The sequence below is a fragment of the Aureliella helgolandensis genome, from assembly GCF_007752135.1.
Classification (GTDB): Bacteria; Planctomycetota; Planctomycetia; order Pirellulales; family Pirellulaceae; genus Aureliella; species Aureliella helgolandensis.
On the sequence record NZ_CP036298.1, the window covers coordinates 6,672,148 to 6,696,349 of the forward strand.

At 55.2% G+C, this 24,202-nt stretch carries 13 protein-coding genes; 8 read left to right on the forward strand and 5 right to left on the reverse strand.

Features of this window, described 5'->3' with window-relative positions; genetic code table 11:
- The first annotated feature begins 311 nt into the window (after window positions 1-311).
- From Q31a_RS23495 to lepA, 3 genes are all read left to right on the forward strand, one after another.
- Entirely contained in the window at window positions 312-1,979 is a 1,668-nt protein-coding gene (locus tag Q31a_RS23495) for a sodium:solute symporter family transporter (protein WP_145083210.1), read from the forward strand.
- The gene (locus Q31a_RS23500; RefSeq protein ID WP_145083213.1) at window positions 1,976-2,209 is read left to right on the forward strand and encodes a hypothetical protein; all 234 of its coding nucleotides are present in this window, start codon (window positions 1,976-1,978) and stop codon (window positions 2,207-2,209) included. Before Q31a_RS23495 ends, Q31a_RS23500 begins: the two co-directional genes overlap by 4 nt.
- Before the next feature lie 75 nt (window positions 2,210-2,284).
- Window positions 2,285-4,081, forward strand: a complete 1,797-nt coding sequence (gene lepA, locus Q31a_RS23505; protein WP_145083216.1) for a translation elongation factor 4 — start codon at window positions 2,285-2,287, stop codon at window positions 4,079-4,081.
- Window positions 4,082-4,270: 189 nt separating this feature from the next.
- On the opposite strand, the gene Q31a_RS23510 is transcribed toward lepA, so the two are convergent.
- From Q31a_RS23510 to Q31a_RS23530, 5 genes are all read right to left on the reverse strand, one after another.
- On the reverse strand, window positions 4,271-5,794 hold the full coding sequence (locus Q31a_RS23510) for an IS1380 family transposase (protein ID WP_145075619.1): 1,524 nt from the start codon (window positions 5,792-5,794) through the stop codon (window positions 4,271-4,273).
- A gap of 865 nt (window positions 5,795-6,659) precedes the next feature.
- The gene (locus Q31a_RS23515) at window positions 6,660-7,643 is read right to left on the reverse strand and encodes a DUF808 domain-containing protein (RefSeq protein WP_145083219.1); all 984 of its coding nucleotides are present in this window, start codon (window positions 7,641-7,643) and stop codon (window positions 6,660-6,662) included.
- A 1,131-nt stretch (window positions 7,644-8,774) separates the two neighbouring features.
- Entirely contained in the window at window positions 8,775-10,067 is a 1,293-nt protein-coding gene (locus tag Q31a_RS23520; RefSeq protein ID WP_145083222.1) for an IS1182 family transposase, read from the reverse strand.
- A 167-nt stretch (window positions 10,068-10,234) separates the two neighbouring features.
- Window positions 10,235-10,486 (reverse strand): hypothetical protein, encoded by a 252-nt coding sequence (locus Q31a_RS23525; protein WP_145083225.1) that lies wholly within the window; start codon window positions 10,484-10,486, stop codon window positions 10,235-10,237.
- 493 nt (window positions 10,487-10,979) lie between these two features.
- Window positions 10,980-11,936, reverse strand: a complete 957-nt coding sequence (locus tag Q31a_RS23530; RefSeq protein ID WP_145083228.1) for a hypothetical protein — start codon at window positions 11,934-11,936, stop codon at window positions 10,980-10,982.
- Between the two features lie 211 nt (window positions 11,937-12,147).
- On the opposite strand from Q31a_RS23530, the gene Q31a_RS23535 reads away from it, so the two are divergent.
- From Q31a_RS23535 to Q31a_RS30975, 5 genes are all read left to right on the forward strand, one after another.
- Window positions 12,148-13,134 carry an exosortase/archaeosortase family protein gene (locus Q31a_RS23535; RefSeq protein ID WP_231690910.1) on the forward strand — a complete coding sequence of 329 codons (987 nt, stop codon included), beginning with the start codon at window positions 12,148-12,150 and terminating at the stop codon, window positions 13,132-13,134.
- A gap of 128 nt (window positions 13,135-13,262) precedes the next feature.
- A complete protein-coding gene (locus Q31a_RS23540; protein WP_145083234.1) occupies window positions 13,263-15,407 on the forward strand; it encodes a polysaccharide biosynthesis tyrosine autokinase in 2,145 nt (714 codons plus the stop codon).
- Between the two features lie 233 nt (window positions 15,408-15,640).
- Window positions 15,641-20,509, forward strand: coding sequence for a tetratricopeptide repeat protein (locus tag Q31a_RS23545; protein ID WP_197355568.1), 4,869 nt, complete (start codon window positions 15,641-15,643; stop codon window positions 20,507-20,509).
- 5 nt (window positions 20,510-20,514) lie between these two features.
- Window positions 20,515-21,168, forward strand: coding sequence for an exosortase-associated EpsI family protein (locus tag Q31a_RS23550; protein ID WP_145083240.1), 654 nt, complete (start codon window positions 20,515-20,517; stop codon window positions 21,166-21,168).
- Between the two features lie 492 nt (window positions 21,169-21,660).
- Window positions 21,661-23,526: an XrtA system polysaccharide deacetylase gene (locus tag Q31a_RS30975; protein WP_231690911.1), complete on the forward strand. Its 1,866-nt coding sequence runs from the start codon at window positions 21,661-21,663 to the stop codon at window positions 23,524-23,526.
- The last annotated feature ends 676 nt before the right edge of the window (window positions 23,527-24,202 follow it).

Below are 24,202 nucleotides of genomic sequence, written 5' to 3' on the forward strand. Positions count from 1 at the left end.
ATCTAATTGGTTGAAAGTGATCTTAGGTTTTGATAGAAGTGCAACTTGGGCATGGGCCTACTGGTCCAAACACAAGGGGCGATAGGCAGACTCCCTCGCAGTCATTGCCAGGAAGCGCGGTGGTCGCATTGCGTCGTGGGTCCCCGTCCGATGCATGGACTGCCACGCGAATTGACGACTGCGTAGAGCTTACCCAAGAAGTTTGTGCCAATGGGGCACCGGTCCAGTGGAAGCCCAGCATTTCTGGTATTCTGTTCCAACCTGCCCACAATTCTCTGCATTCTCAACTCCCCGTTTAAAAATATTTGAAGATGCTCGTTGCTGCCAGCCTACTGACGATTCCCGACTACATTGTGATCGGGCTGTATTTGCTCGGCACCGTTCTTTTTGGCTTCGCCATTGGCATGCGTCTCAAGACCGGTACAGACTTTTTTCTGGGAGGGCGGCAGCTACCATGGTGGGCGATCGGCATGTCCTTAGTGGCCACCGATATCGGCGGTACAGACATCATCGGGGTAGGGGGAGCCGCCTACACCTATGGCTTGGCAGTCTCCAATTTCGAATGGATCGGATGTGTTCCGGCCATGATTCTCGGGGCCTTTATCTTCATCCCCTTCCTGTACCGCACGGGTGTGAACACAATCCCCGAATTCTTGGAGCGACGCTACAACGCCGGGGTGCGCTCGGTAATTGCAATCTGCTGGTTGCTGTTCATGGCTTGCAACTTAGGCATCATGCTGCTCGCTTCGGCGAAAATGATGTCAGCGGTTTTTGGTTGGGATGAAACGGTCTGCATCCTCGTCACCGCAGTCCTCGTGGGAGGCTACACCCTGGTGGGCGGCCTAGCTGCGGTCGTGTACACAGACATGGTTCAGTGTGCTGTGATGATTCTTGGGTGCTTGACCATCCTAGTTTTAGGATTGATTGAAGTGGGTGGAATCGGCGAGCTGCAGTCGAGGCTACGAGATGCACGCGAGCGGCAAGCAAGTGAAGCAAGTAGCCCGTTGGCAGTGGAATCAGCGCAAGTGGAGCAGACGAGCGACGACCAGTCGCAAGACGATCCGATGAAGCTGATTTTACCGGTCGACACGCGCACGCCATTTCCATGGCCGGGCATCTATTTTGGCTTGGCGTTGATCCTCAGTCCCGCCTACTGGATTGGCAATCAAGCGATCGTGCAGCGGGCTCTGGGGGCGCGGAGCGAATTTGAAGCCAAAGCGTCCTATGTCTGGGGAGCTGTCCTCAAGAACGTGATTCCTTTGATCGTCGCCGTTCCAGGGCTGATCGCAATTGCCCTATTGCCCGATCTTCCAGACGGCGATTCCGCCATCCCCAGTCTAGTTGGAGTCCTGTTGCCGGTTGGCGTGCGGGGATTGTTCGTCGCGGCATTCTTAGCCGCCCTGATGTCAAGTATCGATTCGTACCTCAACTCGGCCGCGACCATCGTCTCGTACGATCTCTACAAACGATTCCTCCACCCGCAGGTCACCGACGAAAGATTGCTGTTCGTGGGACGAGCAACCACGCTGGCCTTAGTGATGTGGGCCGTCGCTTTTGCCTTCCTGCTGACCACGATGAGCGAGAACTCGGGGATCTACGGCATCTTCCAAACCTTGATGGCATTTTTCCAAGGTCCCGCGTTCGCCGTTTTACTGCTCGGCATCCTATGGCGGCGGGCAACCGGCATGGCTGCCCTGGTGGGACTCCTCTGCGGCATCCTCACCTCGATCACCCTCTATGCCCTGAACCAACCGCTGGTCTACCAGGCACTTGGCTGGGAACCACTCTTCAAAATCCAGGAACCGTTCCTGTACTTCTCAATTTGGGCATTCCTGGTAACCGCCCTGGTCCTGGCCGTACTCAGTCTGCTCGGTCGCCCCAACACGGCCGCACAACTCGCTTGCGTAGTGCAATGGCGTTCCTCCCCCGAACGTCCGGCCAAAGGCGATCGATCCCCTCAGGAAGGAGTTGCCCAATGACACCTTTGCATTCCTTCGGAGAGTTCCTGCGTCAGACACTGATGCTCGTTCCGCTGTCTTGGGTCCGAGTTCTGTTCGTGGGGAGCCTAATTCTGTTGCTAATCTGGGTTCTGTGTTTGCCGAAATCGGTAACAACTCCCCCCGAAGGCACCCAGCGTTGGGATGCAAACCTCAAACTGAGTGCCGCGCTGGCACTTGTTATTCAAATATTGATCTATGCCATGTTGTAGAGCGTTACGGTTTTGGACGGGATGCACTAAGATTGCAGGTGCCTTACGTCATTCCGTCCTAGAAGCTCACGAAGCATGAAACATATCCGTAATTTCTGTATTATTGCACACATTGACCACGGTAAGTCAACGTTGGCAGATCGTCTGATCCAGGCTTGCGGCGGAGTTACGCAGCGGGATTTCCACGATCAAATGCTCGATTCTATGGATATCGAGCGTGAACGTGGAATCACGATTAAGAGCAATACCGTTACGCTAGCGTATAAGACCGCCGACGGGCAGGAATACCTGCTGAATCTGATCGACACACCCGGTCACGTCGATTTTTCCCACGAAGTGCGCCGCTCGCTGATGGCCTGCGAAGGTGCCTTGATCGTGGTCGATGCGTCGCAGGGAGTCGAGGCGCAGACGGTTGCCAACCTCTACCTAGCCCTCGAATACGACCTGACCCTGCTGCCAGTCATCAATAAAATTGACCTGCCTGCCGCCGATGTTGATCGTGTGCGCGAGGAAATCGACTCCGACCTCGGCCTCGATCCGTTTGCCGCCATCCCGGTCTCCGCCAAAACAGGTGTGGGCATCGACAAAGTGCTCGCCGGCATCGTCGACCACTTGCCGCCTCCCAAGGGGGATCCCAACGCACCGCTCAAAGCCCTCGTGTTCGACGCGCACTTCGACAAATTCCGAGGGGTGATTTTGCAGTGCCGGGTTATGGAGGGTACCCTCAAGCCGCGCGATGTCATCCACTTCATGCACTCCGACCATGACTACAAAGTCGATGAATTGGGATACAACCAATTCAAGCTGGTCCCCAAACCCCAACTCAGCGCGGGTGAAGTGGGCTACATCGTCGCCGGGGTCAAGAGTGTTCAAGACATCGAGATCGGCGATACGATCACACTCCTAGACAACCCAGCTAGCGAGCCGATTCCCGGTTACCAAGAAGCCAAGCAAGTGGTCTTCTCCTCGGTCTATCCGATGAGTACCGATGAGTACCCGGATCTGGCCAAAGCGCTCGACAAACTGGCGATCAACGACGCGGCACTGACGTACGAGAAAGACAGCTCCGCCGCTCTTGGATTCGGGTTCCGCTGCGGCTTCTTAGGCCTGCTCCACCTGGATGTGGTCCAAGAGCGTCTCCAGCGTGAATTCAACCTCGGCTTGGTCATCTCCGCCCCCTCGGTCCAGTACTGCCTCACGTTGAAAGACGAGTCCACGCTCAACGTCGACAATCCCAGCAATTGGCCCGACCCGTCCAATATTGAATCCGCAACCGAACCGTACATCAAAGCGACGATTATCATCCCCGAAGAGTTCGTGGGCCCGGTCATGGAGCTCTGTCGCGAACATCGTTCGGAGAGTCAAACGATGAACTACCTCACCGCGGATCGTGTGGAGATTACGAGCGAAATGCCGCTCGGCGAAGTCTTGTTCGAGTTCTACGGCAAGCTGAAGATGATTACTCGCGGTTACGGCTCGTTCGATTATACGCCGATCGAATACCGGCCAACCGATGTGGTGAAAGTCGACATTTTGGTCAACAAGGAACCGGTGGATGCATTTTCCTATCTAGTCCATCGCGACAAGGCTCGCACGCGGGCCTTGCACTACTGCGAGCAACTCGCGGAAGCCATCCCGCGTCACCAATTTAAGATCCCCATTCAGGGAGCCATTGGTGGTTCAATCATTGCCCGTGCCACCATCCAGCCCTACCGCAAGGATGTGACCGCCAAACTCTACGGTGGAGACGTCACGCGGAAGAAAAAGCTGCTGGAGAAGCAGAAGAAGGGCAAGGCTAAGATGAAGCAGTTCGGCAGCGTAAACATCCCTCAAGAAGCGTTCGTCTCTGTCCTGCGAGCAGAAAAAGACTAGTCCTTAAATAAGTATATGCCGGATGTGTTTTGGGCAGTTGGTGGAGGCGCAGCGGCGATCTGCTGGCGGGACCAGCGGGGGATTTTTCGGTCGTGAATTTCAGGCATCGGTCGGTCAGGTGCCCTGCGGGCGGTTTGAGGCTGGCGGCGGTACTGAGGCTTACATACCTCAGCTTCGTGATTTCGGCACTCACTCAAGCGCGAAGCGAACCCAGCGATTGAACACATGCAGAGATTCGCTCCATGACAACAGACGGACCACCAACTGCCGTCCACTGCGAACGATCTGTGCCGGAAGTCGCACGAACTGTTCTACGAATTGTTTGAACTCCATGCGGATCACAGCCCGACCTTCTTGCTTGTGTTGCTCACGCCAGCGTCCGTTTATCGGAACGCTCAATCCGATCCACGCTTTCAAGTTCCACGACAGGGCCGTCATCACCATGTAAGCCCAATTCGATTCCAGGTTGTCCACCGGCGCGTGGAGCGCCCGGCACTGATTTAACTGAGCCAAGATGTTCTCTTGGTCACAGCGATCGTTGCTGGCATACACAACGTCATTGGTGCTGAGCACATCGCCCGCTTCGTTGGTCAGGTAGAAGAAGTACAGACAGTCGTCGAACAATCGACCCTGCTTGGTGACTTCTAGTTCTTTGCAAAGGATCACTAAGCGGTAGGTCTCTTTGCAATCGGTGGGGCTGTAAGGAACCTCGGTGACCCACTCTGAAGTCAGACGCTTGTTGGGGTAGCCACGCAGCTGGACAATCTGTTCTTTCACGTTCTCAGGACGGTCTCGGTCAGGTGTATTCGGGGCGTATTTGGGCGAGCGAGGCAACTGCTTCCAAGCGTCAATTTGCACGTTTTCCGCGATATCGACGAGTCCCGGGTAGGCCTTCATGCCAAAGGTGAACTTCACGCCTGCCCGGTGCCAGCGGTCCAGATGAATCGTTTGAGTGAACGCGGTGTCGCCTCGCAGAACGATTCGGCGAAAGCCTGCCTGGCGACAAAGCGAGATCGCCGTGTCGGCTTGCTCGGCTGCGCCTTCTTGGCTGGGACGATTGCCGCTACGGTTGACCAGGCGTAAAGCTTCGCCCGTTTCGGCCAACGTTATCACCAACGGATGGTAACCCCAGATGCCTTTGTAGCTGATGTCCATTCCCTCTTTGCACTGACCGGTTGTTTCGACGATCGTGCCATCCATCTCGATGGTCGCTTGATCGAAGAACGCATTGTCTTGTTGTTGCCAGATATCCAAGCGAACTTGATCGAAGGCATCTTGCAAACGATTAATATGATAGGGATCGAATCGGCGACAGAAGTCTCCTGCGGTGGTTGGATCGGGGATCCTTTCGGCTCCGATCGAATCGAGAAATGACTCATCGTTGCGGCGCAGTTCAATGTCCTCCAAGCAAGTTCCTCCGCAGAGCGCGTTATAAGCCAAATTCAAAACATGATCGGATTCATGATAGGGGCGATGGATTTTGAACAAGTGCAAGGCATCGTCGATCCGTTTCGGCAGTCCGATCTTCTTTGCGAATCGATGGATGGCGGCGACGCCCCCGTAGGCGGTCCCGCCTGCTTTTTGTGCCAGCTCATACGCAATCTTGTCCCCTTTGAGCATGGGGTGTCCGCGATCGTGAGCAGCCGAATTCTGTAACCTGTTCTTGATACGTCGTTTGCGTTTTCGAATCAAATCTGCTTTAATCGTCTTCACTCGAAATCTCCATCGTGGTTAGCGAGCGGCTTGTTGGGCTGGTGAAAAAAGACCAACAAACTGCAGGATATTTCGAGTTTTTTTATGCGCAAATGCTCCGCCAAGCAAGTGGAGTACGCTTGTTTAAGGACTAGTGCAACGCTTCGTGGACTGCTGCGACTCGTCGCAGCTTTCTTGCCCCGCAACCAAACGACTGCAGACCAAAGCAAGCGACTCCCCAGCCCTCTAGCCTCCCAGCACTCCCAAGCCCGGAAGAACACTACCAGCTGCCCCCAAGCACCCGCTCGGTGGCCTAACAACCCCCCACCAAATCACCACTCCAAAGCGACGACAAGTCATCGCACTCCACATTTGGACTGCTGCGACTCGTCGTAGCTTTCTTGCCCCGCAACCAAACGACTGCAGACCAGACAAAGTGACTCCCCAGCCCTCTAGCTTCCCAGCACTCCCAAGCCCGGAAAAACACTACCAGCTGCCCCCAAGCACCCGCTCGGTGGCCTAACAACCCCCACCACATCACCACTCCAAAGCGACGACAAGTCATCGCACTCCACATATGGACTGCTGCGACTCGTCGTAGCTTTCTTGCCCCGCAACCAAACGTATTCTGCCCAGACCCAAACGTATTCTGCCCAGACAAAGTGACTCCCCTGGCCGCCTGATTCTCAGTAAGTCTTAGTGAGAAAGAGCCCGGAAGAAAACTCTCGGCAGCTCCCAAGCACCCGCTCGGTGGCCTAACAACCCCCACCACATCACCACTCCAAAGCGACGACAAGTCATCGCACTCCACATTTGGACTGCTGCGACTTGTCGCAGCTTTCTTGCCCGGCAACCAAACGGCTCCAGACCAGACGACAATCTTTATTCACTGCCCCGATGCCTTGGCAGTAGTATCCTTCGGCTTGCGAAAGTACTGGATAAGGTTGAACACCGACAAACAAGCGGCTCCACCGGCGAGCCCCACGAGTCCATTGAGTACCATGCCTACTAAACCAGACAACAAGCCCCCCAGCGATTCCATTTCCGCCAGCGGATGCAGAATTGCCTCTACGGCATGATGCAGTGCGGGAACTCCGTGGACGAGAATCCCACCTCCCACCAAAAACATGGCGGTCGTTCCGGCGATCGATAGGAATTTCATCAGGTAGGGTGCAGAGACTAGGATGCCATATCCCACTCGCTGTTGCAGCGTTAGCTTGGCAGGTGACGTCGAGTCTGTGGAAGAATTTGGAGAGCGAATTAGCCGTGCGCCCAAGTCATCCAACTTGACGATTCCAGCCACCAAACCATAAACACCGACGGTCATCAGCAGTGAGATGGCGACCAACACCGCCAAGCGTGTGTAGAAGGGGGAGTCCGCCACGGTACCTAGGGTAATTACGACGATTTCTGCCGAGAGAATAAAATCCGTTCGGATTGCTCCACGGATCTTCCCTTTCTCCAAGGCGACCATGTCGACATTCGGATCGGACAGGGCGTTCAGCACCTCTTGATGGTGAGCTTCATCCTCCTTGCGGTGCAAGCATTTGTGCGCCAGTTTCTCACACCCCTCAAAGCACAAGAACAACCCGCCGATAATCAATAGCGGAGTAATGGACCAAGGGGCCAAGGCGCTGAGAGCTAGGGCAATGGGGACGAGGATGCATTTGTTGAGCAACGATCCTTTCGCTACGCCCCACACCACGGGCAACTCACGACTCGCGTCGACTCCCGTCACCTGCTGCGCATTGAGCGCGAGATCATCTCCCAACACTCCGGCTGTCTTCTTGGCGGCGACTTTCGTCAACAGAGCGATATCATCGAGAATGGTAGCAATGTCGTCGAGCAACATTAGAAGACCACTGGCCATATGCTTTTGATCCTAAAAGCGTGTTGTAGTGCAATGTAAAGCAGTGGTCTTTATACCTAAGATCTCCCCGCGTGACATGACCGTTATCGAACGTGGAGCCAAGGGGTTGCGACGACCGCAAGTCTGCAACTCGCAGATGGATCGGCTCTTGCAACCACGGATTGTCCGACCCGACAGCAGACGATGCTGTGAAGAATTACAACCGCGAAATATGCGAAAGACGCGACAGAAAGAGAGGGCAGGGGCGTTCCTGCGGCAGCACTTGTCCGCATCCACTTTCGCGTATCCAGCGTCTTTCGCGGTTATCCTCCCCCCGTTTCTAGAAACCACGATTCAGCTGCCCAGGAATATCTCACGGTGAATCACGGAGCCCCCAACGCTAGCTGCCTGTTTGAACGTCGAACCAAGGGCATTTTAGCCCGACTGCGACGGTAGTACCCTAAATCACTCGGCAGCAGGAACACCCAGCCTTGCTCACGCAGCGGGTTACGATTTGAGAGCAGGGACCAAAGCAGGAACACTCATTCCTTGCACTCGCAGGAGGGGTGCGATGGGTGTGCTTACTGCGGCACCCAGGCTGCCCGACGAAGTCGTGTCTGAGCCTCGGAACGCCAAGCCTGCAATACTCCCAAGAGGCACCGACACTAGCCCTCGGCAGAATAAGAGTTACAACCGCGAAATATGCGAAAGACACGAAAGGAAGAGAGGGCAGCGTCGTTCGAGCAGTAGCATTCGACCCCATCCACTTTCGCGTATTTTGCGTCTTTCGCGGTTATCCTTCCCCCGTTTCTAGATGCAACCTTCAGCTGCCCAGGAATACCCACGGTGAATCGCGGAGTACCCAACGCTAGCTGCCTGTTGAACATCGAACCAAGGGAGCTTTCGGCCCCTACTGCAAAGGTAGCACCCTCAACCGCTCGGCAGCGGGAACACCCATCCTTGCTCACGCAGCTAGGCTGTGAAGTTTTTTCACCAACGGACTCTTTGGGTATTCCAACCACGAAATTTTTTCGAATTGGCGGCTGAAAGTCTTACTGGGTCGGATTGTTGGCCAGCAAGTTAGCTCGTGTCCATCATGCTCATCTCTTCGAGTTGTGTTATTTCTCAACCAAGCGGTTGCCTTGCAACTGCTTAGATTGCCAAGGCCCCCAGGTTTACCATGCGTGTGAAGTTAAAGGCCACGGCATGCCATAACGCTACCGCTTTGACCTTCACCAGTCCTCGAACTTTGAATTGCCGAAGGTTCCGATTGCGGCAGTCCGCATTGGGAAACTCGGCAACCGACGGGCGCGTCTTGTAAAGCTCTTTGTATTCCTCTTTGGCCATTCTCGCGCGAAACGCTGTGTATTCGTCGCTTTCGCCAGGTTGCTGCGCGTGAGGATCTTTGCCTTTGCTTTCCAATACCGATCCACGGGGGATCGTGGAGACGACTTCGGTCCCTTTAGACTCCACGGTCTTAACATCGCCCTTGGTTGCGTAAGCGGAATCGACCAATTGCGCCTTTGGTGTCTTGTCGTAAGTTGAGCACACTTTCTCGTGCATTGGTGCCATTTGGCCACTGTCAGTTCCCGAGTTGATAACATCGACAGCGACTATTACTCGCGAGTCAGCATCGGTTGCGAACTGGACGTTGAAGGCCGGATCGAAGCCACCATTGGCCATCTTCATATTACGGGCGTCAGGGTCCGTAGTGCTCACGCGAGTCTTTTCGCCGTCACCTTTTCTCCGAGACTCGCGCTGCTTACTAAGCTCCTCAAACTGTCGCAAAGCCTCATCTAATCGCTCTTGACGCTCACGCGATGCTCGTTCGACTGCCGCTTGGCGACGTGCGTCTCCATCGGAACGATCGCATTCGTTCTCGGATTCTTTCTTCAATCTATCTACGTGAGCCTGAGCCTGCTGCTGCAATGACTCAAGCGTCGGCTTGCGGCGAAACGAACTACTGCCTGCACTAGCCCGAACGCGCATTCCGTCTTGGGCAATGGTCTCCAGGGGCACCAGACCTTGGGCGACCAACGAGGCAACCGTGTCAACGAGCGTCTTCTCCAAGAATGCTCCGTTCTCCACTCGAAAGTCGCTCAACGTGTGATAATTGACCGTGACATTTCCGAGCGTCCATAAATAGGCTATGTCCGTCTCGCATCGGCGACCAAGTTCTCGGGCTGTGCCGATGCCATCCAAGGTTGCCAGAAGCCACAGTGAAACCAGTATCTCCGGCGCAATACTATTGCGACCAACGGTGCTCTTGGTGACAACGATCTTTTCATACAGAGGTTCTAGGTCCAACGTTTTGACAAACGACCAGACAATGCGAGCACGATGGTCGCGCGGAAGCATATCTTCAAGTGAAAGCATGTGCATTTCCACTTGAATACGATGGGGGCGGGAAACACGAGCAAGCTGCGATGGTTTTTGAGTATTCATGCTATAGTTGTAGCGCCCAAAATTAATTTGCAAACCACTTGGCTAAAAATTCACAGCCTAAGCGGGTTACGATTTGAGAGCAGGGACCAAAGCAGGAACAGTCATTGCTTGCTCTCGCAGTGGGTACGATTAGGACAAGCTGCAGATAAAGGCAACTCAGCCGAGGGCTACCAATGCACCTTGCCTATGAATGCGGACAAGCCCCAGCGCGTGCTGGATTTAGCCACGTGGGGGGCTCTCACGTCCTTGGCTGCTGCGGTTTGGCTACACGCTTCCAGGCGGTCCAACATCTCGGTAATAAGCACTACCGACACACCCGCTTGCAGCGCTTCGAGGACCACACGCTCACGCGATGCACCTGGGCTCGAACTGGCCAGTCTGGCAAAAAGCTGATCGTGCTGTTCGTTAGTGAAGTTCATCGTTTCGCCCCTTCCGACAGGCTTGGTCGCTTCAGGTGACTCTGCGCATTCGACGCATCAGTTCGGAGCCTGCACGACAATAGGCTATCGGCAGAAAAGAGCCTTTGGGAAAGCATTTTTGACTGCGATAACTCAACTCTAGTTCATGTGCAATTGCTGTACCATGCTGACCAGCTACCGGGGGGCATGTTTGGCGGAAAACCGCCAATCAAGGGCCTACAGAACCACTTCAGCGGCTCGCAACCAAAGATATGCATCGACGCGCGATGACAAACCAGAAGTCTAGAAACTTCCGTAGCCAGGGTATGAATAGGTAAGGCTAAAAGAATCGCGTCTCATTTTGAGAACAAATTCTCAAAATGATGCGCTTTGGCGAACTATGCGGGACGATTTGCGAGCAGCTTTAAAACACCTCGAATGGAGGTTTCGAACGGAAAAACTAGGGTACTTTCGATTGGCGACCAACGCGGCGAACCAGGCGTCTGTGCTGGCATCAACTCGGAAAAAGGTAGGGACCGACCCCATGGAACAACTGCCACGCAAAAACAGTGCCAAAGGCGACGGCCACTAGAGCACAAAACGTCGCTATGCCCCAGCGAGTCCGCAGCGAGCGAACGCGCCGATCTTGAAATTCATCGCGAATCCGCTCCGATAGCAACTCGCACCGCTGCTGCTGCACCAACTCTCCGGCCGAAGTTTCGAGCGTCAGCGACTGCGGCAGAACCAAGGGAGAGTCGCCGCGCACCATGCGTGGAGCCCGAACACCGATAAAGGCGAGTCGGACGTCTCTAAACTTGATCTCCTCGCCCATTGGCAAATTCGCAACTTGCAGGGTCGCCCGGCTACCCCGATTGGGAATCAACGTAACGCTCAATTGATCGTCATGCCACACGAGGATCAACTGGGCATCGGACAACTGAGTCCCAGGCAAGCGTAAAGAGCTGGGAAAACCAGCTCCGACCGTGGAAACCACCGCGTTGACAAAGACGCTAATCCGCTTATCCAGGAACTCGAAATCGATGACCGGCCAGACTTTCGGCTGCTTCCAAGGCTTGCTTGGAGCCTCGAACTGGATTTTGATTTTCCCTCCCAAACACTCCATCTGAGTGCCACTCAGCAAGCAGCCGCAGTAGGCCTTGGGAAACTGGGCGAGGGGCCACACCTCAACCGAGTTTTCGGTTCGAAACAGAAAGTAGGCAACCCAGGGAATCCCTTTCCCATCGAGTCTAATGTCGCAAAACGGGGCCGACCCTACCAATGCAAACGAATGTAGGGGTTGGCAAACTTTATTTATTGCGGAGCTGCGATAGCTGACCTTCCATCCACATGGCCCGCTGGAGCGTGCCGCACTCCCCCCCACCGGCTCACCAATGGACGAGATAGTCCCGCTAAGTGGCGGCAAGGATGGTTGATCCTCCACATCCTTCAAAATACGAAGTTTAGGTAGCATTCAACCAGATCCTTGACTAAAAAACCCACTCTTACTGGGTAATCCAATTAACAAACCAATCTCTTGACTGACAGGTCTTAGTCAATGAAACTAGCTCAGGCGTGCACAATTGGCAACTAATATGGACAAACAATTCCACCCAGAGGAACGAAGTGCGCGCACTCTGGAGTTATTAGCCTGCCTCGAAATCCCACCAAGGGTAGTTAAATCCGTGTCGAAAAAGAAACGTAGCGGCAACAAACGCAAAGTCGCCCTGGCAGCTCAAGCCATCAAGGCAGCAGAGCCTGTGAAGCCAGCCAAAGCCCCCAAGCCGGCCGCTCAGAACGCCCGTGTCTCTACACAGGCCTGGTCAATAGTGGCAGCACTGTTAACCATCCTGACGCTGTGGGCCTACTGGCCGACCTTCGTCTGGATGGAGGACCAGTGGCGGAACGAGCCCGATTATTCGCACGGTTACTTGGTTATTCCACTGGCACTGGCCATGCTTTATCTCCGCCGCGACTCCATGCCGCACCGCAGCCTGATCAAGATCGGCTGGGGAGGCCTGCTGCTACTGCTGGTAGCGATTGGACTGCGGGTTTTGGGTAGATTGGCTTACATGGATTTCCTAGATGGTTGGACACTGGTCCCCTGGGTTGCTGGATTAGTCTGGCTATTCGCAGGCCGCCGGCTCTGCTGGTGGGCGCTTCCGGCCATCGTGTTCTTAGCCCTACTGACCCCCATGCCATTCCGGGCCGAATCGCTATTGAGCTTCAAGCTACAAGGGCTCGCAACGGTGCTAAGCACAGGCGTCTTGCAAACGATGGGGTTCACCGCCGTACCGGAGGGCAACACGATTTGGCTCGGCGAGCAACAGCTCATGGTCGAAGAAGCGTGCTCGGGCTTGCGGATTTTCATGGGCATGGCTGCCCTCGGCTACTTCTTTGCCGTGCTTTCGGATCGATCATGGATCGACCGAGTGGTGATTCTGGTGAGTTGCCTTCCCATCGCCATTTTCGTAAATGTATTAAGGGTCACTGGGACCGGTTTAGCCTACCAGTGGTTCCCCCCCGCTCTGGCGCACCACATCCACGATTTCCTGGGAATCGCCATGATCGTGGCTGGTGCGACCTGTCTGTTCGGGGTGAAACAGTACTGGGAACACCTCTACCGCCCTGTAACCATCCCAATGCTTCAAAAGCAACTATCGATCCAGTAAATCCGCTGGAATTTTCGTTGCAGAACGGGCATTTTACGCGCTTGCCACTACAATGGGCGGACAGTAACTTGAAATTACGTTCGCTGGGATTTCTTTGAGTTTTAAGTCAACTACCGACCGAGCCAACCATGCAAAATCCTGCCACCGCTAAGAATGCGTCTCCGCCAGCGTTTGATCCCTGGTTGTTGTGGATTGCTTTTCGCAAACACTGGGGCTGGGTGCTGCCGATGGGCTTCCTCTTCGCCTCCGCGGCTGGATTGGCAGTTTGGTCTCAATTTGTGCCTGAATTCGAAGCCACGCACATCATGGAGGCCAATCGCGACTATGTACTGGCTCAAAGCCTGCACAACACCTCGCGAGACCTAGCCCGCAGCGAACGGCAGCTGATCACCAATGCGTTGGTTCTCGATCCCGTTTTAGCCGATCCGGCACTTAAGAAAGCCCCGAGTCTTTCCAATCCCCTCACCGCCGAGCGGCAGATTCGCAAGCGGTTATCGATTGGAAATGCGGGCACCGACAATTTACTGACCATCTCCTACCGCGATACCGACAAGGTGATGGCAGCCGCCGTGTGCAATGCAGTGGCGGAATCCTATCTCCAGGTTCGCCGCCGTTTCGATGACGAGCGGATGGGCAACGTTGAAGCCTGGCTGGTTCAGCCGATCGAACAGTGGAAGCGAAATGTAGAGAGCTTGCGTGCCAACTTGGCGGAATTGACCAAATCGGCCAACGGCTATGATCCCTTTAAAGAGTCTAGTCCTCGCGAACGCGATGCCTCCCAGATGGTGCAAGTGCGTAGCGAACTCTCAAACATCGAAGCAGAAAAGACGGTCACGCGGGGACGCATCAACGCCCTGCAAAGTCAGGCAGACAATCCTTCCGAGGAGAAACTACCTCCGCTAAACCCGCGTGATATCGATTATCTCGTTGCGGAAGATTCGCAAGTTCAAAAGGCGAAGTTAGCCCTTGAGGATGTAAAAACCAAGATTCGCAACATTGAGCGCGAAGAGCGGCAGGAACTTTTTGCCGACCGTTACGCTCGTCTCAAGGAAGATGTGCCCCGTTTAGAAGAAGATATTAGGAACGCCGAAGTAGCCGCTCGGCCGCAAGTGATCAGTACGCTTCAAGGCTTAGTCGCAGAGCGTGAAGCTCTGAAGCGAGCGGAGCAGATCGAAGAATTCCAATTGCAGCTGGACGAACTGGATATCAGACAGGCAGCCTTGCAGAAGGAGTACGAAGTCGAAAAATCTCGACTGGAGAAGCAAGGGGGGGAGACTGCAGAAATATTTTTTGCTCGCGAAGATTACGAGCAAGCTGCCGAAATCCTGAGCCAATTGAACAATCGCTTGGCAACCCTTCGCACTGAGCGCGGCAGAGGCAGCAGCGTAAGCACGATGGCTGCCGCCAAAGTCCCCTCCTGGCCCATCGAAGAGATTCCGTTCAAAAAGGTGATCATGGCTGGCGGCGCCGCCTTCCTCCTCCCCTTTGCCCTCGCCCTATTGCTGGAATTCCGCATGAAGCGGCTGACCCACGTCGGCGGCATCGAAGCCCAGAATCTCGCTCCAGTATTGGGTGAAATCGCCAGAATTCCCGGAGGTGCCCGTTCCACTCAAGGACACCGATTGTTTGAGGAGAGTATTGACGCACTGCGAGCCAACCTCCTGTTCAAATTGGAAGGGGCGCGAACCATTGCGGTCACCAGCGCGATGTCCTCGGAAGGGAAGAGTAGCGTTGCCTCGCAACTCGCGATCTCCCTCGCTAAAACGAGTCAAACGACGGTGTTGCTGATCGATGCCGATCTTCGCAGTCCCGACCAACACGATCTGTTTGGCCTGCCCAACGAGCCCGGATTGTGCAAACTGCTGGGCGGACAGAGCAAGCTTTCCGACTGTATTGATAAGAGCTTGGGAGATCTAGTGCATGTCATCCCGGCCGGACGCTTGCATGCCAATCCCCACAATTTGTTGACCAAAAGCAAAATGGAAAAATTGTTCGCGGATCTGGAATCGGAATACCGCTATATTGTGGTGGACACCGCCCCAGTCCTCCCCGCGTCCGAGACGCTCGCAGCCACCTCAGCCTGTGATGCAACCCTGCTGTGCGCGATGCGTGATATCAGTCGCACCGACCACGTCAAACGCACCCAAAATCGCCTGCTGGCCAGTGGTACAAATGTGATAGGCGTCGTCTTCAGCGGAGTTCCGTCAAGCGACTATGCATACCGCTACGGCGACTACCATTACACGACTGCCAACCTGCCGCCCCCCCATTAATTCATCACTGAATTGCCCATACCGATAGGCTCCTGAATCCGCTTGGCGTAGTAAATGCTGTGCCACACTGTCAGCCAGCATAGTGGGGGGCACTCCTTCAGCGCGCACCGCCCCCCCTAAGACAATTCCCGCCAAGACAAAAGAAGCAAATTCTTTGGATACATCTCCAGCTTGAATTCGCTTTAATATAGATGTCCGTGCCCCCCGGCTCTTTTCCCCATGCTGCTAGCAAGATGCCCTCACCCAGCCTAGACAACAACAGTCCCGCAACTCGGGAAACAACGACCGGATCAGCTGCAGCACGACTGTCGACCGGATTTGAAGCGCATCCACGCCCCGATCGACGCGTTCGCTGGGAGTGGAATATTCCTCTGTTGATCCAATCAGTAATCGGATTGGTGGCAGCCATCGCGATCGGTGGCGGCCTCTACTACTGGCAATCGACCCGGATCACGGCGGGCTTGCTCCAACGCGCCGCCGCCGCCGAAGTGGAGGGCGATACCGAACAACAGATTCAGTGGCTAACGCGGTATATAGGGTTGGCTCCGCATGACACCTTGGCCCTGATCGATTTGGCCCTGGCCGTCGACGCATCGGTCTCCACTCCCGCCGATCTCGACAATGCGCGTCGTCGCTTGTCAGTCGCCTTGGCCGCCAGTGGTGAACTGGGCACGCTCGACACGCAGCGCGATCTCTTGCGGCAAAAATTGATCCAACGATTGATTCAGTTGGGGCCACAGTGGGCACAAGAAATCGAGAAGCAAGTCCTTGTCTTGTCCCCCCCCGAGGGAGACCCGCAAGCGACTCGGTGGCTGGCTCAGTCCCTGATGTTGCAACGCAGCAATTCCGAGTATCAAAAGCGTGATCCCACCGAATTCGATCGACAACAACAGTACTGGCAATGGCTGGCTTCCCAACCCGCCGGAGACGTCCTCCAACTGGCTCTGGAACTCAATCCGGACAACGTCGACCTAGCTGCCAGCTACCTAGCCGCCAGCCAGGAAATCCCGAAGTACTTTGAGGCATTCGGGCATACGGCCGACGAGGCCGAGATTTCTGCGTTCGCGACCCGCACGCTTGAGAGACTTAGCCAGAATTTGGACGATGGTCGCTCTCAAGTCATCGTGTACGCCAGCACTCTTGAGACCAACCGAGCGGCGGCTGAGGCTTTATTGGAGCTCGGAGTGAATCCAGCCTTGGAACGCTTGACCCAGCATCACGCAGAGGTTCAGGCTCAAGCCGATTCCGACACTGCTGCCAAACAAGACGTAACCGGCGAAGCAGCCTTGGCGGCCCTCAGTACCGGAGCCCCACTCACTCCAGCGGGAGAAGATAGCTACCAACCCTACTGGGATTGGCAGATCGCCTTGGAAGGCGCCCGGGTCATGCTGGCGGCAGGCAACTTCGCACGTGCTGACGAGATCTATTCGCAGCTATTGGCGGTAGATTCCGATTCAGCAAACCCTCAGCAACGCGAAACGGCTTATTACAGCTCAGGCTTGTCGCTGCTAAATTCGGAAGGAATCGAAACCGCCCTCAAGCGATGGCTTGAGGGAATCGAAAAACTCCCCGAGAGTCTTGAACTGTCCAGCGCCCTGGCGTCCGGCTACACATCCCAGCGCCAACTCGAACCAGCTCGGGAATGGATTCAAAAATTCGAACAACTCGTCGAATCCCAGCTCGATCGGCTTGACGGCACCTTTGGCTCGCGCTTAACGACGGCTTCTAAGCGAACTATCCGTGACCGGCTGGAAGAAGCCCAATGGAACCACCTATTGCTGAGCGCGCAGCTGGCCCTTGAAAGCGGTGATCCTCAATCCGCTGCGCAGCTAGCACATAAGGCATTCAACACCCCTCTCCTACTCGACGACGAAAAACGAGTGCGAGCCGGTGTCTTTTTGGCAAGCTGCTATGAACGGCAACAACTGTGGGATATGGCCGGGCAGGTGCTGGACCGCTGCGTGAGCATCTCTCCCAACGAGCCAGGCCTCCGCTTGGCCGCAGCCACCGCCTGGAAAAACATGGGAGCCACGGAGCGAGCAACCAACCAATTGTCTGCGGTCGACAATGGTTCCTACGAATCGGCCCTGGAAATGGCGCGGCTGACCGTGTTTGCCGAGGGCGCCAAGCCTGAAGGGCAGGCGGACTCCGCAGCGATTAAGAACGCAATCGAATTGGCTCGCCAACGCTTCAATCAATTGCCTAGCGAGGCCCAAGCCCAAGCAACTCCCTGGCAGCTAGAATTGCTCGAACTGAGCTACCTTCCCACCAACGCAGAAACTCCTGAAGAAGTAGAAACCGAGCGTCTAAATCGCTTGGAAGAAATAGCCCAAAAATACCCTACCGCCGCCGAGCTGCAGGTCTTGTTGGTTTCAAGCATGACGCGAGCCGGTCGCGAGGCAGCTGCGGGATCGGCGCTTGAGCGACTCAGCACCCAAGCCAAGGCAACCGGTTCAGCCGTCGACCAAGCGAACCTAGGGATGGCTCAAGCCAGTTTGTTGGCTGCCCAGGAAAACCTTGATGCGGCACTCGCGACCATCCGAGAGACCATGGCAGCCAATCCCACACAACAACTGCGATTGGCCAAGGCTGGAGCCGACTTTGCACTCCGCGCCAATCGTCCCCAAGATGCCTATGCTCTACTCCAGTCGGTCACCGCATCAGAATTGGATACAAGCGCTCTGATGAGCTTGGCATCCATCGGCAATTCCCTACGCTCCGTGGCTGAGGTCGACCAAGCCAAACTCGAAACGGATATCGCGCGTTGGACTCAAGTCTTGAAGGATCAGGAGGGGCCGGAAGGAACTCACTGGAGATACTTGGCGGCTCAACAACTGCTGGGTAAAGCTCAGAGCCGACCCAATGAGCGCGAACGTTCTCTGGCCGATGCACGCCGGTTGTTCAACGAGATCGATGCGCGCCGTCCTCGATGGGGAAAGGCGGCCGCCTTGGGTGGACAGATCGCAGCTCAACAGGGTGCTACCGACGAAGCCATTCGTTTGCTGCAACGCGCTATCCGTGATGGCGATCGCCAAGTAAGTACAACCATGGTGTTGGTCCGTGAGTTAATCTCCCGCAACCGCCTGGATGAAGCAGAGCAGGAGATGAGCCGCATTAGTAGCAGTACGGTACAGTCTGCTGCTCCGATGTCTGCCATGGCGATCACCCTAGCAGAAAGACGAGGCGACTTCAGCCAAGCTACCGAAGTGGCTAAACAACTTTCCGAACAACGCCCCGGCGAGCTTTCGAGTTGGTTGTTGGTTGCGCAAACGCAACTAGCCGCCAGCCGTGAACCGGGAATATCGGCGGAGCAAAAACAGACCGCCATGGACCAAGGCTGGGCTGCTCTGGAACGGGCGAACCAGGTTTCTCAAGGCAAAGACCTGCGAGTCTGGGATGCCCGATTCAAGTACCAGTTGGCTGCTGGGGGGCCCAAAAAAGCAGAGGAGGAACTTGCATTGCTCGAGCAATCAACGCTTCCCGATGCCGCCAAGCTGCTGGCTGCTAGCCGCGGTTATCTACAACTCAACCAACTGGACAAGGCTCGCGATCGGGTTGAGAAAGCCATTGCCATGCGGCCCAATTCCTCAGAGTCCCAAATGGTACTATCGGAGGTCTTCTCGCGTATCGGTGATCGAACAGGCAGCCTCGCCGCCCTGCGCAAGGCACAGAGCCTGGATCCAGCCAATTCGCAACTGCGGGAACAGCTGGCCCTGCAACTGGCCTTCGGAGAAACGGCCGGCGACGCGCCCTCCTTAGCCGAGATCGACAAACTCCTTTCGACGAGCGATCAAAGCAGTTCGATTCGTTCCCATCTATTGCGGGCAATGATCGACCTTTCCCAAGGAGATGAAGCACGTAAGCAAAAATCGATCCAAACCCTGACCGATTTGTCGACGACCAACAATCCCGAAGCATTGGATGCCAGGCGTCTGCTGGCCAACCATTATGGCAAACAATGGCAAACCGAAACCACCGAGCATAAGACTCAAGCTGCTGCCAAGAGTCTTGCCCAAGTCCAATCGCTCTACTCCCAGTTGTTGAACAGTGCTGAGCCTAGCGCACTTGATGCAGCCCGATACACCGATTGGCTATTGAAAGCCAGCGAGCAAGAACGCACTGCCGGACGAGATCCGGCTGCCGAACAATTGCTCAGTGAAGCAACCCAAACGCTCGCCAAACTAGAGTCTTTGACCAGTAGTTCGCTCGCCTCGCTGCAATTGCGAACCAGGCTTACGCTCGCCAGCAATGCTCCCGAGCAACTGCAAACGGTGGTTGGCGAATGGGTGGCTGCAGCAGGCAGCCCAGGCTCTCCCGAAGAGCTCCGCGCCATGGAGCTGGCCGGCCGCACCTTAGCTGAAATGGACTTGAAGAAGCAGGCGCTGGTTTGGTTTGAGAAAATCTACGCGACCGATCCAGACAAGTATCAAATACTAGTCATCGGTCTCGTCCAAGCGGATCAGATCGACCGTGCCGTAAAGCTAAGTATCGAAGGTTACCAGCGAAGTCCCTCTGCCCAAACAGCGACATTAATTCCCGAAGTGGCTATGCTGATCGGGAAGGCGACACTGCCGGCCGAAACCGAGCAGCTCCTACAACGAGCGGCCGTAGATTATGCCGATTCGGCCGGCTTTGCAGAGGCCATGGGCACGCTGCGTTTAACCCAAGAGCGTTTCGAAGAGGCGGTGGCTTGGTTCCAACAAGGCGAAGAATTGGCACCCGGACGAGTGCGGACACTTAACAACCTCGCCATGGCCATGTCCGAAATCCCCATGAGCCAAGCCCAAGCGTTAGCGCATATCGAACGCGCGATCGAATTGCAGGGACGGATGCCTGAACTCCTCGACACTTTAGGAACCGTGCTCTATCGGCTCAAACGTTATGACGAAGCTCGCAAAGCACTAACCGAAGCGACGCGTCACTCCGCAGACTCACATTTCCAAATGCACTTGGCTCAAGTTGCTCTGGCACAAAAGGATCTCGAAGCGGCCAAAGCGGCTTGGAAAAAAATGGACCTGCAAACCATTGACGAACAATCCCTTTCCTCTAGCGATCTCAAGCTGTTAGCAGAGCTCAAAAATCGATTTTCGGAGACGCTCTAATCACGATGTTTCAAAAAATTCCATTCCAATTTTTGCTGGCCACCGTACTATGCATCGGTCTCACCATTGCCTCCAGCTTTGCCTATGGTTGGCTGGATGGTCGTTGGGCCAATCAACCCGATTTGCAGGCCGCGGCCAGCCAGCTGGACCGCATCCCCGCACAACTCGGGACTTGGATGCTGGTGGAAGATCGAGAATTGGAGCCTAACGCCCAACAATTGTTGCGTTGCTACGGTTATGCCAACCGCATTTACCGCAATTCCGAAACGGGTGACCAAGTCACGGTAGCGGTTCTGATGGGTCCCCGCGGTCCCATCGCCGTGCACACACCCGAGATTTGCTACTCGGGGCAGGGCGTGGAAGCGGAGGGAGAGCGACAGAGTGTCAGCATTACAACCAACAAGCAGAACCACGCCCTGTGGGGATTGACCATGCTTTCGAAAGTGGACCTCCAACCCTCCCTAGAGGTTTTATATGGGTGGTCTGACGGTGGCCCCTGGCAGGCGGCCGAACAACCTCGGTACTGGATGACCGATCGCCTGTACAAATTGCAGATTGCGGGTCCCCCTGCTACGGAGGCAGGCGGCTCCCCCACGACAGATTTTTTAGAATTATTCCTGGAACAGGTGGCCCCGCTGCTATCCGGGCTGTCGAAATAGTAACCCGCTGCGTGACGGGCTGTTGAAATATTAACCCGCCGCGTGAGCAAGGGAACATAACCTCCGCTACAGGGCAATTTAAGGATGCTACCTCCGCATTAAAATTCAAATTGCTATTAAATCAACAGCCCGTATCGCAACCAGCCCATCGTTCCCAACCTGCACCAACCTAACAATCGCTAGACCAAGCCACTAAGCACGTAAGGATTGCTCGATAAAAGTTGCCCCCCTCCTAGGTCCCCAGCATACTGTGTGCTGAATTACCCGTCGGAAGGGGCGTTTAGTGAGAAACGTCCAACGAACACGTAGCTGCGGTCGCCAGACTGCGGGGAGTCCACGTTCTGGCGAACGTAGCTACGACAGTTATTTTCCGATCGATACTTAACAAACACCTTACGTACAGATCCAACACGCTTCCCATTGCCCTCAATTCTCAGTAATTGAAGAAGCGATTGCCATCAAGTTTAGATACAAGAGCATATGAGGCCCCTGATGTCGTTTAATTTTACGGATGCACCCTGCATGCCTGAATCGGATTCCAACGATTCCGGTATCTTTCGAAAAGATAGGCCGCAGGCAAACCCGCATCTCCAAACACGTCGCGGCACGATTGGGGAACATTCCATGCAAACGCGCTACATTGCGATTAAATCGGTGTTCGATCAAATCGTCGGCATCGTTCTGCTTGTGCCTGCGGCACCGATCATCGCGGTCTTCTGGTGCTTGGTGAGAATCACCTCGGCCGGCCCAGGCTTCTACCTTCAGACCCGCGTTGGCCAACATGGCCAGTTGTTCAAGATTGTGAAATTGAGAACGATGCGGTGCGACGCAGAACGACCCGGCAAGGTGCAATGGTGTGTCAAAGGCGACCCACGCATTACGCCGATTGGCAGCATCCTGCGAAAGTTGCACATCGACGAGCTTCCGCAATTGTGGAACGTCGCCTGCGGCGAGATGTCGTTGGTGGGTCCGCGCCCCGAACGCCCGGAAATCACCAAGTCGTTGGAGCGTTTGATTCCAGGATACCAATTGCGACATGCGGTTAAACCGGGTGTCACCGGACTTTCGCAAGTCAACCTCGAGCCCGACACCAACATCAACATCACCCGCTGCAAGCAGATTCTCGATCTGCGTTACATCGCCTGTGCCAATCCGTGGCTCGACGCCAGAATGCTGTTTGCAACCATGCTCCGCATGATTGGCATTCGCGGTGAAAGAGCCATGCGTCTCACACGCCTCAAACAAACGATATCCGAAGGTGAATTGGCCGCTATCGGGTACCAGTTCGATACGCCTGAGGATCAGCTGTGGAATCCCTCACATGACCAGTCCCAAACGGCTTCCACTCCCGGCACGGACGTGCAACCCGCTGTAGCCACAACCTCGCTCGCATTTCGTCCACCCGCCATAGAGCGTCGACCAAGTTTTTCGGTGGCTCCCCCCAAGCACCTGAGTGGAAGCGTCTTCACGAGTTCCTCCATTCCCAATGCCTTTACGGTCGATGTCGAAGATTACTACCAAGTGTCGGCCTTCGAGAATCGCGTGAGCCGCAAGCAATGGGACAAATACGAGTCACGAGTCGAGGGCAACACGGATCGATTGTTAAAGTTACTGGATCAACACAGTGTGCAAGGCACTTTTTTCATTCTCGGTTGGGTAGCCGAGCGGTATCCGGAATTGGTGCAACGAATTCATCACGCGGGTCATGAGGTGGCTTCGCACGGATATTGGCATCAGTTGGTTTACGATCAGAGTCCCGAGGATTTTGCGACCGATCTGAGCGATAGTGTGGACGCCATTTACAATGCTTGTGGTGTCGAAGTCTCGGCCTATCGTGCGCCCAGTTTTTCGATCACCAGTCGTTCCCTGTGGGCGCTGGACATTTTGGTCCAGAAGGGCTTTACGGTCGACTCAAGTATTTTCCCGATCAAGGGACACGATCGTTACGGTATGCCGGGTGCCAAACGCGAGATCCATCGGTTGGAAACGGAAACGGGCAGCATCATTGAATTCCCACCGTCGGCTTGGCATCTGCCAGGTTTGAACATTCCGATTGGCGGTGGCTATTTCCGGATCTTCCCTTATTCGGTTTCACGCCGAGCGATGAAGCAGGTCCGCAAGACGGAGCATCCAGCCATGTTCTACATTCACCCTTGGGAAATCGATCCCAAGCAGCCCACCATCGCCGGTGCCGGCCTGAAAACACGCATGCGGCACTATACCGGCTTGCACAACACTCACGCACGGCTTGACCGCATGCTCAGAGAATCGAGCTTCACCACGATGGCGAGGGTTATTCAACGATCTGCCCCTCAATTAGTCTTGCCTTCCCGGGCACCGGTCGAGACCACCGTGTGATCTCTAGGTCGAGCCAATAGTTGCGCTGCTGGCCTTAGGGTTAGCCCATGCGTTTGGGCAACCTCGAGGGGTTGCCAACGATCTTCTTCTTCAGTTGCAGTCACTTAGCTGGCCAGCGGTTTCCACAAAATGAAGGCGGACAGAAGCGTCGTTGCGGCTGCCCTTGTAGCAGGCCTCCCTGCACTCAGTGGAGGTTTCCAGTGTTCAATGCATACTTACAACGCCTTGAGCTCAGAACAATCAACATGCGGAAGTTGAGCATTCGGAATAGGTTGCGCAACCAACCTGCGTTCACGTCGATCTGCCCGGCTGAGTGGATCTCATATTCAGTTCCGGCCTAATCGGGTTTTAATAGAGAGGGCAACGTAGAACAGAGTGGATCGGGAACAAGGGGGTACAATGGGAGCCGCGCATGGAGCAACAGTGTAGTCAGTTGTATCCAAATGACTAAGAGAATCCTTACAAGCGGACTGGAGGCTGCACCGTTCCTGTTTTTCGTTCCACCATTGCCTCAGAACTGTTCTATATCCCTGAGCGTCACCTAAGCTCGATCAAACCAGCATCGAAACTACCCCAACAGGGGGCACTCGCGAGAGTGCCACCCACCGGAACGAAGTCCGCGCTGCGAGATGCGCTGGTCAAGCGAAATGCATGTCATAATTTACATGCCGCAGTG